At 64.6% G+C, this 14196-nt stretch carries 15 protein-coding genes and 1 pseudogene; 5 read left to right on the top strand and 11 right to left on the bottom strand.

The annotated features are described in order from the left end of the window. Window positions 1-14 precede the first annotated feature (14 nt). From mrdA to GDH07_RS29490, 5 genes and pseudogenes are all read right to left on the bottom strand, one after another. The gene (mrdA, locus tag GDH07_RS29510) at window positions 15-1910 is read right to left on the bottom strand and encodes a penicillin-binding protein 2 (RefSeq protein WP_152899618.1); all 1896 of its coding nucleotides are present in this window, start codon (window positions 1908-1910) and stop codon (window positions 15-17) included. 12 nt (window positions 1911-1922) lie between these two features. Then, window positions 1923-2390, bottom strand: coding sequence for a 23S rRNA (pseudouridine(1915)-N(3))-methyltransferase RlmH (gene rlmH / locus GDH07_RS29505; RefSeq protein WP_011063671.1), 468 nt, complete (start codon window positions 2388-2390; stop codon window positions 1923-1925). Between the two features lie 9 nt (window positions 2391-2399). After that, window positions 2400-2804 (bottom strand): annotated as a pseudogene (gene rsfS, locus GDH07_RS29500) (ribosome silencing factor); the annotation flags it as partial. A 78-nt stretch (window positions 2805-2882) separates the two neighbouring features. After that, window positions 2883-3527, bottom strand: coding sequence for a nicotinate-nucleotide adenylyltransferase (gene nadD / locus GDH07_RS29495; RefSeq protein ID WP_022641207.1), 645 nt, complete (start codon window positions 3525-3527; stop codon window positions 2883-2885). Then, window positions 3527-4792: a glutamate-5-semialdehyde dehydrogenase gene (locus GDH07_RS29490; protein WP_152899616.1), complete on the bottom strand. Its 1266-nt coding sequence runs from the start codon at window positions 4790-4792 to the stop codon at window positions 3527-3529. The genes nadD and GDH07_RS29490 overlap by 1 nt, the downstream gene beginning before the upstream one ends. Before the next feature lie 165 nt (window positions 4793-4957). Between GDH07_RS29490 and GDH07_RS29485 the strand changes: the two genes are divergently transcribed. Together GDH07_RS29485 and GDH07_RS29480 are read left to right on the top strand one after the other, a co-directional pair. Continuing rightward, window positions 4958-5644 carry a DNA-3-methyladenine glycosylase gene (locus GDH07_RS29485; RefSeq protein ID WP_152899615.1) on the top strand — a complete coding sequence of 229 codons (687 nt, stop codon included), beginning with the start codon at window positions 4958-4960 and terminating at the stop codon, window positions 5642-5644. Window positions 5645-5683: 39 nt separating this feature from the next. Further along, a complete protein-coding gene (locus tag GDH07_RS29480) occupies window positions 5684-7000 on the top strand; it encodes a bifunctional DedA family/phosphatase PAP2 family protein (protein WP_053134812.1) in 1317 nt (438 codons plus the stop codon). Between the two features lie 18 nt (window positions 7001-7018). On the opposite strand, the gene GDH07_RS29475 is transcribed toward GDH07_RS29480, so the two are convergent. From GDH07_RS29475 to GDH07_RS29465, 3 genes are read right to left on the bottom strand one after another with little or no spacing between them, the layout of a single operon-like run. Continuing rightward, entirely contained in the window at window positions 7019-7609 is a 591-nt protein-coding gene (locus GDH07_RS29475; protein ID WP_022641212.1) for an LON peptidase substrate-binding domain-containing protein, read from the bottom strand. A gap of 10 nt (window positions 7610-7619) precedes the next feature. Beyond that, a complete protein-coding gene (locus tag GDH07_RS29470) occupies window positions 7620-8336 on the bottom strand; it encodes an LrgB family protein (protein ID WP_152899614.1) in 717 nt (238 codons plus the stop codon). Next, complete coding sequence (locus GDH07_RS29465; protein WP_022641214.1) at window positions 8333-8695, bottom strand: CidA/LrgA family protein; 363 nt, start codon at window positions 8693-8695, stop codon at window positions 8333-8335. Before GDH07_RS29465 ends, GDH07_RS29470 begins: the two co-directional genes overlap by 4 nt. A gap of 178 nt (window positions 8696-8873) precedes the next feature. Here GDH07_RS29465 and GDH07_RS29460 point away from each other — a divergent pair, with 178 nt between their 5' ends. The 3 genes from GDH07_RS29460 to GDH07_RS29450 all read left to right on the top strand — a co-directional run bounded on the left by GDH07_RS29460 (window position 8874) and on the right by GDH07_RS29450 (window position 11820). Next, window positions 8874-9329: a MaoC family dehydratase gene (locus GDH07_RS29460; protein WP_085596955.1), complete on the top strand. Its 456-nt coding sequence runs from the start codon at window positions 8874-8876 to the stop codon at window positions 9327-9329. A 102-nt stretch (window positions 9330-9431) separates the two neighbouring features. Continuing rightward, window positions 9432-11150, top strand: a complete 1719-nt coding sequence (locus GDH07_RS29455; RefSeq protein WP_022641216.1) for a C13 family peptidase — start codon at window positions 9432-9434, stop codon at window positions 11148-11150. A 28-nt stretch (window positions 11151-11178) separates the two neighbouring features. Further along, window positions 11179-11820 carry an oxidoreductase gene (locus tag GDH07_RS29450; protein WP_152899613.1) on the top strand — a complete coding sequence of 214 codons (642 nt, stop codon included), beginning with the start codon at window positions 11179-11181 and terminating at the stop codon, window positions 11818-11820. A 7-nt stretch (window positions 11821-11827) separates the two neighbouring features. Here GDH07_RS29450 and GDH07_RS29445 read toward each other — a convergent pair whose 3' ends face one another. The 3 genes from GDH07_RS29445 to mpl are packed head-to-tail and all read right to left on the bottom strand — an operon-like array spanning window position 11828 to window position 14086. Further along, entirely contained in the window at window positions 11828-12115 is a 288-nt protein-coding gene (locus tag GDH07_RS29445; protein ID WP_022641218.1) for a YceK/YidQ family lipoprotein, read from the bottom strand. Next, window positions 12108-12740 (bottom strand): flavin prenyltransferase UbiX, encoded by a 633-nt coding sequence (ubiX, locus tag GDH07_RS29440; RefSeq protein ID WP_022641219.1) that lies wholly within the window; start codon window positions 12738-12740, stop codon window positions 12108-12110. Before ubiX ends, GDH07_RS29445 begins: the two co-directional genes overlap by 8 nt. Then, window positions 12737-14086 (bottom strand): UDP-N-acetylmuramate:L-alanyl-gamma-D-glutamyl-meso-diaminopimelate ligase, encoded by a 1350-nt coding sequence (mpl, locus tag GDH07_RS29435; protein WP_022641220.1) that lies wholly within the window; start codon window positions 14084-14086, stop codon window positions 12737-12739. The genes ubiX and mpl overlap by 4 nt, the downstream gene beginning before the upstream one ends. Window positions 14087-14196 lie beyond the last annotated feature (110 nt).

Below are 14196 nucleotides of genomic sequence, written 5' to 3'. Positions count from 1 at the left end.
GAATGCGGTCGAAATTACTCTTCACGGGCCGTAGCCTCCGTAATGGTAGGGCTGGCGAACTCTGGCTTGAGCTGGCCATCCAGGCCCAGGAGCCAGGCATCCATGACCTGGCGCACTACAGGGGCGGCGACGCCGGAGCCCGACTCACCGTTCTCCACCATCACCGACACCACTATCTTGGGGTTCTCGGCCGGGGCAAAACCAACGAACAAGGCATGGTCGCGATGGCGCTCCTGGACCTTGGAGCGGTCGTATTTTTCACCCTGCTTGATCGCCACCACCTGGGCGGTACCACTCTTGCCGGCAATCCGGTAGGGCGAGCCGACCGCCGCCTTGCGCGCAGTACCCCGGGGGCCGTGCATCACCTGCTGCATACCGTGGTTGACCCGCATCCAGTCCGCCGGATCACGCAGCACGATGTCCGGCATCGGGTTGTGGTCCACCGGCCGTGCGCCTTCGATGCTCTTGGCCAGGTGCGGCCGGTTCCAGCGCCCCTTGCTGGCCACCAGGGCCGTGGCCTGGGCCAACTGCAGGGGCGTCGATTGCATATAGCCCTGGCCGATCCCGAGGATCAGGGTTTCCCCCGGGAACCAGGCCTGGCGCCGGGTCGCACGCTTCCACTCACGGGTCGGCATCAGCCCTGGCGACTCCTCGAACATATCCAGGGAAACCTTCTGGCCGATGCCGAACTTGCCCATGTAGGCCGAGAGCCGGTCGATCCCCAGCTTGTGGGCCAGATCATAGAAATAGGTATCGTTGGACCGCATGATCGCCGTGTCCAGGTCGACGTAACCGTCGCCGGTGCGGTTCCAGTTGCGGTACTTGTGGTCATAGTTGGGCAACTGGTAGTAGCCCGGGTCGTAGACCCGGCTCGTGGCCGTCACCACTCCCGCGTCGAGCCCGGCAATGGCTACCGCCGGCTTGATGGTCGAACCCGGTGGATACAACCCGCGCAACACTCGGTTGAACAGTGGCCGGTCGATGGAATCACGCAGCTCGGCATAAGCCTTGAAGCTGATCCCGGTGACGAACAGGTTGGGATCGAAACTCGGCTGGCTGACCATCGCCAACACTTCGCCGGTGTTGGGGTCCAGGGCCACCACCGCGCCGCGTCGACCGCCCAGGGCCGCCTCCGCAGCCTCCTGCAGCTTGATATCCAGGCTCAGGATGATGTCCTTGCCGGGAATCGGGTCGGTGCGCTTGAGCACCCGTAGCACACGGCCACGGGCATTGGTCTCGACTTCCTCGTAGCCCACCTGGCCATGCAGGTCGTCCTCGTAGAAGCGTTCGATGCCAGTCTTGCCGATGTGGTGGGTGCCGCTGTAGTTCACCCGATCCAGGGACTTCTGTTCTTTTTCGTTGATCCGTCCCACATAACCTACGGAGTGGGCGAAATGCGCACCCTGGGGATAATGCCGGACCAACTGGGCCACCACCTCCACACCAGGCAGGCGGAACTGGTTCACCGCGATACGAGCGATCTGCTCTTCCGTCAACTCGAACAGGATCGGCACCGGCTCGAACGCCCGCCGCCCCTGCTTGACCCGCTTCTCGAACAGCACCCGGTCTTCCGGCGTCAGTTCCAGCACCTCGACTATCACGTCGAGAACCTGCCGCCAGTCGCCGGAGCGCTCGCGGGTCATGCTCAGGCTGAAGCTGGGCCGGTTGTCGGCCACCACCACGCCATTACGGTCGTAGATCAAGCCCCGGCTCGGAGGGATGGACTGGACGTGAACCCGGTTGCTCTCCGAAAGCGTGGAGTGAATCTCGTACTGGATCACCTGCAGGTAATACAGCCGGGCGATCAGCACGCCGATCAGGCTGACCACCAGGATGGCGCCGAACACCACCCGGTTACGCACCAGGCGGGCGTCTTTTTCATGGTCCTTGATACGGATCGGCTGGGACATGGGGGGCGCAGGCTACTTGTGGTAAGGGTGGCCGGACAGCACGGTCCAGGCGCGATACAGCTGTTCGCCGATGAGGATCCGCACCAACGGGTGCGGCAAGGTCAGGGGCGACAGAGACCAGCGCTGGTCCGCCCGCGCGCAGACTTCCGGCGCCAACCCTTCCGGGCCGCCGACCATGAAGTTCACGGTACGCGAGTCCAGGCGCCAGCGGTCCAGCTCCACCGCCAACTGCTCGGTGCTCCAGGGCTTGCCGTGCACCTCGAGGGTCACGATGCGTTCGTTATGCCCGACCTTGGCCAGCATGGCCTCGCCTTCCTGACGGATGAAGCGGGCCACGTCGGCATTCTTGCCCCGGGTGTTGAGCGGTATTTCCACCAGTTCCAGCGCCAGCTCGGATGGCAGACGCTTGGCATACTCATGCCAACCCTCTTCCACCCACTTGGGCATGCGTGAACCGACAGCGATCAGACGCAGGCGCACAGCCGTCCCTTATTGCTGGTCTTTGTTGAGCTTGGCGAAATGCTCGTGGGTGTTTTCCGGGCTGTGGTGCTTGCCATCGGCCGCGCGGCTCTGCTCGGCGCCCTGCCACAGGCGCTCCAGGTCGTAGAACTGGCGGGCCGAGGCGGTCATCATGTGGACGATCACTTCGTCCAGGTCCAGCAGCACCCAGTCGCTGTCGCCCTTGCCTTCTTCACCCAGCGGACGCACGCCCTTGGCCTTGACCATCTCGCGGACCTTTTCCAGCATCGCGCCGATCTGGCGGTTGGAGGTACCGGTGGCGATCACCATGTAGTCGGTGATGCTCTGCTTGTCGCGCACATCGATCACCAGGATGTCCTGGGCCTTGACGTCTTCCAGCGCGGCGACAGCCACCTTGACCAGATCTTCGCCTTTCATTACTTGGTTAGTCATATAAAACTCGTTCAGCTCGTATGTATGGAACGCCGCACGACATGGGCCGGCAGCCTTCCTTCAGTTCGGCACACGGTACAGTCCGTGAGCATCGATATAGGCCAGGACCGCGTCAGGCACCAGGAAACGTACCGACTTACCGCTGGCCAGCAGTTGACGGATCTGGGTGGCAGACACCGCGAGCGGTGTCTGCCAGACGAATGCAATGTGTCCCCCCGGCCCTTGCAGGGCCAGCGGATCGCTCACCGAGCGGGCCGCCAGAAGGTTGCGCAGGGCATCCGGCGGCTCACTGTCGGCATCCGGGCGTTGCAGCACCAGGATGTGGCAGTGCTGGAGCAGTTCTTCCCAGCGATGCCAGGTGGGCAGGCCGCAAAAAGCGTCCCAGCCCAACAGCAGGAACAACTGGTCGTCCGCGGCCAGTTCGGCGCGCATCTGCTCCAGGGTGTCTATGGTGTAGGACGGTTTGTCCCGTTTCAGCTCACGGTCGTCCACCACCAGGGGTGAAACGCCCGCCACCGCGCGCTCGACCATCGCCAGACGATCGAGCGCCGACACCTGCGGTGTATCCCGATGAGGCGGCCTGGCACTGGGTGTCAGGCGCAGCTCGTCGAGTCGCATGGATTCGGCCACTTCCAGTGCGCCACGCAGGTGGCCGATATGCACTGGATCGAAGGTGCCGCCCAGCAGGCCGATACGTTTGCCCATCAAGTACGCACGTGACCGTCGCCAAAGACCACGTACTTCTCGCTGGTCAGGCCTTCCAGGCCTACCGGCCCACGGGCGTGCAGCTTGTCGGTGGAGATGCCGATCTCCGCGCCCAGGCCGTATTCGAAACCGTCGGCGAAGCGCGTCGAGGCATTGACCATGACCGAGCTGGAATCCACTTCGTTGAGGAAGCGCCGGGCGTCACTGAAGTTCTCGGTGACGATGGAGTCGGTATGGTGCGAGCCGTAGGCATTGATGTGTTCGATGGCCTGCTCCAGGCCGTCAACCACGCGGATCGAGAGGATCGGCGCGGTGTACTCGGTACGCCAGTCTTCTTCGCTGGCCTCCAGCACATCGGTCCCGAGGATCGCCCGGGTCTGCTCGCAACCCCGCAACTCGACACCCTTGTCGCGATAGATCGCGGCCAGCGGCGGCAGTACGCGCCCAGCGATACCGGCATGGACCAGCAGGGTCTCCATGGTGTTGCACGGGGCATAGCGCTGGGTCTTGGCGTTGTCGGCGATGCGGATGGCCTTGTCCAGGTCCGCGGCGACATCGATGAATACGTGGCAGACGCCATCCAGGTGCTTGATCACCGGCACCCGGGCATCACGGCTGACCCGCTCGATCAGGCTCTTGCCGCCACGGGGCACGATCACGTCGACGAACTCGGGCATGGTGATCAGCGCGCCCACCGCGGCGCGGTCGGTGGTCTCCACCACTTGCACCACATGGGCCGGCAGGTCGGCCGCCGCCAACCCTTGCTGGATGCAAGCGGCGATGGCGCGGTTGGAATGAATGGCCTCGGAACCGCCACGCAGGATGGTGGCGTTGCCGGACTTGAGGCACAGGGCCGCGGCGTCGATGGTCACGTTGGGACGCGACTCGTAGATGATGCCGATCACGCCCAGGGGCACCCGCATCTTGCCCACCTGGATGCCCGAGGGCAGGTAGCGCATATCGCGGATTTCACCGATGGGGTCAGGCAGCTTGGCCACCTGACGCAGGCCTTCGATCATCTCGTCGATACGGGCGGGGGTCAGTGCCAGGCGATCCAGCAGGGCCGGTTCCAGACCATTGGCCCGGCCGCTGGCCAGGTCCTGCTCGTTGGCCACGGTCAGTTCCGGTCGCGCAGCGTCCAGCGCATCGGCAGCCGCCAGCAGCGCGCGGTTCTTCTGCACGGTGGTGGCGCGGGCGATGACCCGGGAAGCTTGGCGGGCAGCGCGACCCAAACGGGTCATGTAGTCAAGAACGGACTCAGTCATGGTCTGGTGTGGTCTTGGCAAAGAGGAAAGCGGCTGATTATAGCTGTCGCGCCGGCCCACGGACAGCGGTCACGGGCGGATGGTCGAAATACTGCTGGTTCAGCCTGAATTAAGCCTGAAGTTGTTATCATTCCGGCACTTTCCTGGCCATTACCCTTCACCATCATGTCCATCCTGACCTCTGCGAAACTGCCCAAAGCCCTGCCTGACAGCTTTTTCGACCGTGATGCTCAGCTCCTGGCCCGTGAACTGCTGGGCAAGGTGATCCGCCACAAAGTCGGGGACCTGTGGCTGTCAGCGCGCATTATCGAGACTGAAGCCTATTACTGCGAGGAAAAAGGCAGCCATGCCTCCCTCGGCTTCACGGAAAAACGTAAGGCGTTGTTTCTGGATGGTGGCCACATCTATATGTATTACGCCCGGGGCGGTGACTCGCTGAACTTCAGCGCCCAGGGCCCCGGCAACGCGGTGCTGATCAAGTCCGCCTATCCCTGGGTCGACGAGGTTTCAGGCCCTGCCAGCCTGCAACAGATGCAACTGAACAACCCGGATGCCAGCGGCCAGCCTCGCCCAGCGCAAAAGCTCTGCGCCGGCCAGACCCTGCTATGCAAGGCCCTGGGCCTGAAAGTCCCGGTCTGGGACGCGAAACGCTTCGATCACGAAATCCTTTTTGTCGAAGACGCCGGCAACGCCGTGCCCAAGATCATCCAGACCACCCGCCTGGGCATTCCCCACGGGCGCGACGAACACCTGATGTATCGCTTCGTCGATGCCGCCTACGCCCCCCGCTGCACTCGGAACCCACTGCGCCGAGGCCAGGTCGAAGGCCGCGACTACCTCATCCTCGGCTGATCCACCGGCCCTGCCTGACACTGAAATGGAGTTGAACCTATGGGCCCATGGCTCGACAGCGTGACCGCCTGGCTGAGCACCAATCCGCAGTGGCTGGCCGCCGCGGTATTCATCGTCGCCTTCGTGGAATGCCTGGCCATCGCCGGCCTGATCGTCCCCGGTACGGTGCTGCTGTTCGCCATTGCCGTACTAGCCGGCAACGGTGCCCTGTCGCTGGGCGAGACCTTAGTGCTGGGCTTTACCGCCGGGATCCTCGGCGATGTGATCTCCTACCTTTTAGGTCGGCGCTTCCACCAGAGCATCCGGCGCCTGCCGGGCTTGCGCCAGCATCCTGAATGGATCAATGGCGCCGAGGCCTACTTCCAGCGCTATGGCATCGCCAGCCTGTTGGTCGGACGCTTCATCGGCCCCCTGCGCCCGATGCTGCCGATGGTGGCGGGCATGTTCGACATGCCGTTCCCGCGCTTCTTCGCCGTCAGCCTGCTGGCCGCGGCGGGTTGGTCGGTGGCCTACCTGTTGCCGGGCTGGGCCACTGGCGCGGCCATTCGCCTGCCGCTGCCCGAAGGCTTCTGGCCCCAGGCCGGGGTAGTCATCGGCAGCCTCGCGGTGTTGATCGGGCTGAGCGTCAACAGCAGCCTGCGCCGCCACCGCCGGGCAACCCTGCTGATGTCCGGCCTGGGCCTGGCCTTGCTGATCGGGCTGTTCATCGGCTATCCCCACCTGGCCCAGTTCGATCAGGGACTGATCGCCCTGGTACAGGAACATCGTGACCCGGCGCTGGACAAGGTCATGGTGATGGTCACCCAGATCGGTGAGTTCCGCGCCATGTTCGTCATCAGCGCGGTCCTGACCCTGCTGCTGGTGCTGCTGCGCCAGTGGCGCCAGGCGGTATTCGCCGGCGCCACGCTGCTGTGTACCGCGCTGGCCAATACCGCCAGCAAATGGTTCTTCGCCCGGGTGCGTCCCGAGGTGCTGACCGAGCCGCTGACCAGCTTCAGCATGCCCAGTGGGCATTCTTCCGGATCCTTCGCGCTGTTCCTGACCCTGGCCGTACTGGCCGGGCGTGGCCAACCGCCGCGGATGCGCCTGACCTGGCTGCTGCTGGGCTGCCTGCCGGCGCTGTCGATCGCGATGTCGCGGGTCTACCTGGGGGCCCACTGGCCTACCGACATTCTCGCCGGAGCCATGCTGGCGACCTGCGTCTGTGCTGCGAGCCTGACCCTTTGCCAGTGGCAGGCCCCGCTCAAGCCGATGCCGGCCAAGGCCTGGTGGCTGGTACTGCCGGTGATGGTCCTGCTGTGTGCCTTCATGTCGATGCGGCACCTGCCACAGGCGCTGCTGCGCTACGCCTATTGAGGCGGGCTGCGCGGCAGCTCAGGCGAAGAGCTCGCCCTGCAGCTCGTCCAGCAACTGCTGGATCGCATCCAGACGCTGCTGCGGATCGTCCAGTTGCAGCAGGTCGATCTTGTCCAGCTCGGTAAAGGGCAGCAGATAGGCCAGCTGATTGCCCAGGGACAGTTGCCCGGCCGCCTCGGCCCCCATTTCCAGGGCCTCGACCATGGGGTGTTCGGCCAAGGCCTTGAGCAGCGCCACCAGGTCGGCATCGTCGTCCCGCAGCGGCTGCTCCGTCGCCTCCTCCAGCCATTGCACCCGGGCCACCGTCAGCTGGTCCTTCTGCACCTCGCTGTCCAGTACGCGAAAGCGCCGCCCGCCCTTGACCCGGATTCCCAGCAGGCCGTTGTCCTGCTGGTGGAAGTCGGTGATCAGCGCCTCGCAGCCCACCCGGGCATAGCCCTGGGGCGCAAGACCGGTCTCCTCGCCCTCCAGGATGCACACCACACCGAAACCGCTGCCCTGCTTCATACAGCGACCGATCATGTCCAGGTAGCGCGCCTCGAATATCTGCAGGTCGAGGATGCACTCGGGAAACAACACGGTATTCAGGGGGAACAACGCCAGACTCATGCCACCATCCTCAAACCAGCAACGACACCGCCAGCGGCAGAAGGACCGCCGTGGCCACGCCCATTAGACTCATCGCCAGCGCCGCGAAGGCGCCACACTCCTCGCTTTCCTGCAGGGCCACCGAAGTGCCCACCGCATGGGCCGTCATGCCCAGGGCCATGCCCCGCGCCTCCGGCGCCTCGACCCCCAGGCGATCCAGCAGCGCCGTGCCGAAGATCGCCCCCAGCACCCCGGTGATCAGCACGAATACCGCCGCCAGCGCCGCCACGCCGCCGATCTGCTCGGCCACCAGCATGGCGATCGGTGACGTCACCGACTTGGGCGCCATGGTCATGAGGATCATGTGCTCGGCACCGAACCACCAGCCCAGCAGCACTCCCAGGCTGGTGGCCAGGACTCCGCCCAACACCAGCGTAGTAAAGATCGGCCAGAACAATTGGCGGATGCGTCGCAGGTTTAGATACAGCGGCACCGCCAGGGCCACGGTGGCCGGTCCCAGCAGGATGCTCAGGATCTCGGTGCTCTTGCGATACTCGGTGTAGCTCAGGCCACAACCGACCAGGACGCCGATCACCAGCAGCATGGACACCAGCACCGGTTGCAGGAATATCCAGCGGGTCTTCTCGAAGGCCGCCAGCACCAGTTGATAGGCCCCCAGAGTGATGCCGATGCCGAACAGCGGATGGTGGATCACCGCCGCCCAGGCCCCCTGCCAGTCGAAGGTCATTGGCCATCCTCCCGGCGCGCCTGGCGCTTGACCAGGCGCTGCATCAGCACACCGGCGAAGGCCATGGACAGCACCAGCGACAAGACCAGTGCCCCGACGATGGCCCAGAAGTCCGCGGCGATATCCCGGGCATAGACCATCACCCCAACGGCGGGCGGCACCAGCAGCAGCGGCAGGTAGCGCAACAGGCTGCCGGCGGCCTGGCTCAACGGCTCGCCCACCTCACCGCGGATGATCAGGAACACCAGGAGCAGCAACAGGCCGATGATCGGACCGGGAAGCACGGGCAACAGCAAGTGATTGAGCGCCGTCCCGAGCAGCTGGAACAGCACCAGCCATGTCAAACCCCGTAGCAACATACCGCCTCTCCAGCCAGATACCGTGGCGCATTATAAGCACGCAGGCGCTATGAACCGGCATTCGCCAAAAGCATGGACGTTTACCCGGGCCGGATCGCCATGATGATCTACAGTGGAGATTCCGGATCGAAAAACACCCTATCGATCACTAAAACCGTTGAAACCAAGGAGAGTGTCAATGCCCTATGTTCCTGCTGCAGAGCTCAAGGACTATGTTGGGAAGGAACTGGGACGTTCCGCATGGCTCACCATCGACCAGGAGCGTATCAACCTGTTTGCCGAGGCCACCGGTGACTTCCAGTTCATCCACGTGGACCCGGTCAAGGCCGCACAGACTCCGTTCGGCGGCACCATCGCCCATGGGTTCCTGACCCTGTCGCTGATCCCCAAGCTGATGGAAGACATCCTGGTGCTGCCCAAGGGCCTGAAGATGGCGGTCAACTATGGCCTGGACAGCGTGCGCTTCATCCAGCCCGTGGCAGTCAACTCCCAGGTGCGACTCAAGGTCGACCTGACCGACGTCACCGAGAAGAAACCCGGCCAATGGCTGCTCAAGGTCACCGCCACCCTGGAGATCGACGGCCAGGAAAAACCCGCCTACATCGCCGAGCCCCTGTCGCTCTGCTTTGTCTGATGCCTCTCGATGCGAAACAGCTCACGCTGTTTCGCTCGGTCTCTCTATATACAAGGCACACCGCTACGGCATACTCGGACCCCTAATCATCCGGAACCCGTTATGCGCCCACTTGTACCCCTGGTCATGACCCTCCTGCTCAGCGCTTGCGGTGACGGCGAATCGCTGTTGCCGCCCGATGCCCGCCTGCCGGATGGCGGCCGCTACCGGGGCGACCTGGTGGACGGCCTGCTGCAGGGCCAGGGGCGCATCGACTATCCCAACGGCAGCTGGTACGCAGGCCAGTTCGACAAGGGCCAATGGCACGGCCAGGGCGAATGGCACGGCAGCAATGGCGAGGTCTATCGCGGCCAGTTCCAGCAGGGGCTGTTCCACGGCCAGGGCACCCTGACCACCAAGGACAGCAACTACAGTGGCGGCTTCAAGCTGGGGCGCCGGGATGGCGAAGGCACCCTCAAGGAAGACGGCATGACCTACCGGGGCGAGTTCAAGGCCGACCTGTACTCGGGCCTGGGCCGCCTGGAGCTCGAGGACGGCAGCCAGTACCAGGGTCAGTTCGCCAAGGGCAAACCCAATGGCGAGGGCCAGCGCAGCGACTCCAGCGGCAACCAGTTCAGCGGCCACTTCGTCGATGGTCAACTGGAGGGCAATGGCACCTTCAACAGCGCCGAAGGCGATATCTACGTCGGTGGCTTCAAGCACAACCAGCTCAACGGCAAGGGCCGCTACGAAAACTCCGATGGCGATGTCTGGATCGGCCAGTTCAAGGAGGGCGCCCTGGGCGGCAAGGGCGAGCTGATCGGCGCCGACGGCAGCCATTACATCGGCACCTTCAGCGACTGGCGCTTCAGCGGCGAAGGCCGCCTGAACCTCACTGACGGCAGCTTCTACATCGGTGGCTTCGACAGCGACAACTACCAGGGCCGCGGGGTACTGGTACTGCGGGACGGCAGCGTGCAAAGCGGGACCTGGAACAACGGCCTGCGAGTTCGCGACGCCGAGGGCAAACTGCTCCCCGACCCGCTTGAAGGCGCCCTGCTGGCCCAGGGCCGCTTGCTCCAGGAGGCCCTCGATGCCGTGCCCGCCTCCACCCCGGCCATCGAGCTCTACAGCCTGACTCTCGCCGGCGATGGCAAGCAGAGCGTATTCCTGCGCGAAGCCGACTACGTCAGCAACATGCTCACCAGCCGCTTCGGCGCCCTGGGCCAGGTTCGCCTGGTCAACCACCGCGACCAGATGATGACCCGCCCCATGGCTACCAGGGAAAACCTGCGCCGTGCCGCCCAGGTCCTGGCCGAACGCAGCGGCCCCGAGGACCTGGTGTTCATCTACCTCACCAGCCACGGCACCAGCGAACATGAGCTGGTCCTGGACCAACCGCGCCTGGAACTGGCGGACCTGCCTGCCGACGAGCTGGCAAGCGCCCTGGCACCGCTGAAGAATCGCGACAAGATCGTCGTCATCTCGGCCTGCTATTCCGGTGGCTTCATTCCAGCCCTCAAGGATGAGCGAACCCTGGTCATGACCGCCTCCCGGGCTGACCGGGTGTCCTTCGGCTGTTCCGAGGAAGCCGACTTCACCTACTTCGGCGATGCGCTGTTCGCCCAGGCCCTGAACCAGACCGACGATCTGGAGCACGCCTTCCTGCTGGCCAAGGCGACCGTGGCCGAACGTGAGCAGGCCGAAAACTTCGAGCCCTCCGAACCACAGATCTGGGCGCCCAAGGGAGTACTCGCCCACTGGCAGCAACTGCGCAAGCAGCAGGCACGAAAAGCGCTGCAGAGTGTCTCTATCAGCAACAAGGAAGCGCAGAGCTACTAAGCTGAAACTGTACCAAGGGGGAATGACCATGTACCTGACGCCTCAGCACATCCTGCTGGCCGGCGCCTCTGGCCTGACCGGAGAGCAACTGCTCGATCGCCTGCTCAGCGAGCCCACCATCAGCCGCGTCCTGGCCCCCAGCAGACGCCCGTTGAGCCAGCACCCGCGACTGGAAAACCCGGTAGGCGACCCTGCTGTGCTCCTGCCCCAGTTGAGCGGCAAGGTGGAGATCGCCTTTTGCTGCCTGGGCACCACCATCAAGCGCGCCGGCTCCGAAGCGGCCTTCCGCGCCGTCGACCTGGACCTGGTCGTAGCGTTCGGCAAGCGCGCCCTGGAAATGGGCGCACGGCACCTGATAGTGGTCAGCGCCCTGGGCGCGGACCCCAAGTCGTCGATCTTCTACAACCGGGTCAAGGGCGAGATGGAAGAAGCCCTGAAGCGCCAGGGTTGGCCGCAACTGACTATCTGCCGACCTTCCCTGTTGCTGGGCGACCGGGTCGAACCACGCCTGGGCGAACAACTGGCCGGTCCGCTGTCGCGACTGATCCCCGGCAAGTACCACGGCATCGAGGCCTGCCAGCTAGCGCGAGCCATGTGGCGCCTGGCCCTGGAAGAACAAAGCGGTACCCGGGTGGTGGAGTCCGACGAGCTGCGCAAACTGGGTAAATGACCTCGCGCTACAAACCGCCCGTGGCGCGAAACCCCACCCCCAGTGCCGTCAGCACTGACAACGGCAGCAGCAGGGTATCGAGCAAGGCGCTGGCCGGCAGGTCCAGCCCCGGGTAACCGGGAGCCTGGGCGCCGAAGCGATCCACCGGGCAGCAACCGCCCTGCATTGCATACAAGTCCAGGCGCGTTCCGGCGTATACCACCGGCGCCCCGGGCTTCGCCGCATCCAGGGTACGGGCCGTGGCGCAGCCGCCCAACTGCAGGGCGGCCAGCAACAGCAGCAGGGCTCTACTCATCACTGCTCAAGTGATGTTCGCCCCAGCGGGGCAGCATGTCCTGGGGAATATTCAGCAGGTTGAGAATCCGCGCCACGACGAAATCCACCAGGTCATCGATGGTCTGCGGCTGGTGATAGAAGCCCGGCGACGCCGGCAGGATGGTCACGCCCAGGTTCGACAGCTTGAGCATGTGCTCCAGGTGAATACTGGAGTACGGCGCCTCGCGCGGCACCAGGATCAATTGCCGACGCTCCTTGAGGGTGACGTCCGCAGCCCGCTCGATCAGGTTGTTGCAGGCCCCGGTGGCGATCGCCGACAGCGTGCCGGTGGAACACGGCACCACCACCATCGCCGCGGGCGAGCCGGAGCCAGAGGCCACCGGCGACATCCAGTCTTCCTTGCCGTAGACCCGGATCTGCCCCGCCGCCGCCCCTGTGTATTCGGTGAGGAAGGCCTGCATCAGTTGCGGCTTGGCCGGCAAGGTCACGTCGGTCTCGGTGGCCATCACCAACTGCGCGGCCTTGGAGATCAGGAAATGCACTTCCCGGTCCTCGCGGACCAGGCAGTCGAGCAGGCGCAGGCCATATTGGGCGCCGGACGCCCCGGTCATGGCCAGGGTGATGCGTTCCGGGCCGTTGTTCATTGCAGCGCCTCGGCCAGCTTGCCGTGCAGGCCGCCGAAGCCGCCGTTGCTCATGATCACCACCTGGGTCCCGGGCTTGGCCTGGCTCTTCACTCGCTCGATGATGCCGTCCAGCGAATCGCTGACGATCGAGGGTACCGTGCACTGGGCCGCAGTGGCCGCCAGGTCCCAACCCAGGTTGGGCGGCGCGTACCAGATCACCTGGTCGGCCTGGTTGACGCTTTCCGGCAGGCCGTCACGGTGGGCACCGAGCTTCATGGAGTTGGAGCGCGGCTCGATGATGGCGATCACCGGCGCCTCGCCGACGCGCTTGCGCAAGCCATCCAGGGTGGTGGCGATGGCGGTCGGGTGGTGGGCGAAGTCATCGTAGATGGTCACCCCTTGCACCTCGGCGACTTTCTCCATGCGCCGCTTCACGCTCTTGAAGGCACTCAGCGCAGCGATGCCCATGGCCGGCACCACGCCCACATGACGGGCCGCGGCCAGGGTCGCCAAGGCGTTGGCGACGTTGTGCTGGCCGGTCAGTTCCCACTCGACCACGCCTTGGCTCACACCCTCGAACAACACCTCGAAGGCCGAACCGTCTTCGCTGCGCAGCTTGACCTGCCATTGACCGCCGGCGCCGGTAGTCTGTACCGGAGTCCAGCAGCCCATCTCGATCACTCGCTGCAAGGCGGGTTCGGTGGTGGGGTGGATCACCAGGCCTTCGCTGGGGATGGTCCGTACCAGATGGTGGAACTGCCGCTCGATGGCCGCCAAGTCCGGGAAGATATCCGCATGGTCGAATTCGAGGTTGTTGAGGATGGCTGTGCGCGGACGGTAATGGACGAATTTCGAGCGCTTGTCGAAGAAGGCGCTATCGTACTCATCGGCCTCGATCACGAAGAACGGCGTACCGCCCAGGCGCGCCGAAACCGCGAAGTTCTGCGGCACGCCGCCGATCAAAAAGCCCGGGCTCATCCCGGCATGCTCCAGCACCCAGGCCAGCATGCTGCTGGTGGTGGTCTTGCCGTGGGTACCGGCCACCGCCAGGACCCAACGCCCTTGCAGCACATGGTCCGCCAGCCATTGCGGGCCGGACACATAGGGCAAGCCCTTGTTCAACACATATTCCACCGCCGGGTTGCCCCGGGACATGGCGTTGCCGATCACCACCAGGTCCGGCGCCGGGTCCAGCTGGGCCGGGTCATAACCCTGGGTCAGCTCGATGCCCTGGGCTTGCAGTTGGGTGCTCATCGGCGGATAGACGTTGGCGTCGGAGCCGGTGACGTGGTGGCCGAGCTCTTTGGCCAGAACCGCCATCGACCCCATGAAAGTGCCGCAGATACCGAGAATATGGATGTGCATAGTCGACCTCATAAAACATCGGCGCAGGGTAGCCTAGAGGGCTGCAAATCGCACCCTTTAGCTGACGGGGAGATGCCGCCGCGGCCTGGGCCACGGCTGGCGATGGACGT

This window comes from Pseudomonas piscis (assembly GCF_009380155.1).
GTDB classification, from domain to species: Bacteria; Pseudomonadota; Gammaproteobacteria; order Pseudomonadales; family Pseudomonadaceae; genus Aquipseudomonas; species Aquipseudomonas piscis.
The sequence above is the reverse complement of the archived record's forward strand: the minus strand, read 5'-3'. Positions and strand labels throughout refer to the sequence as shown.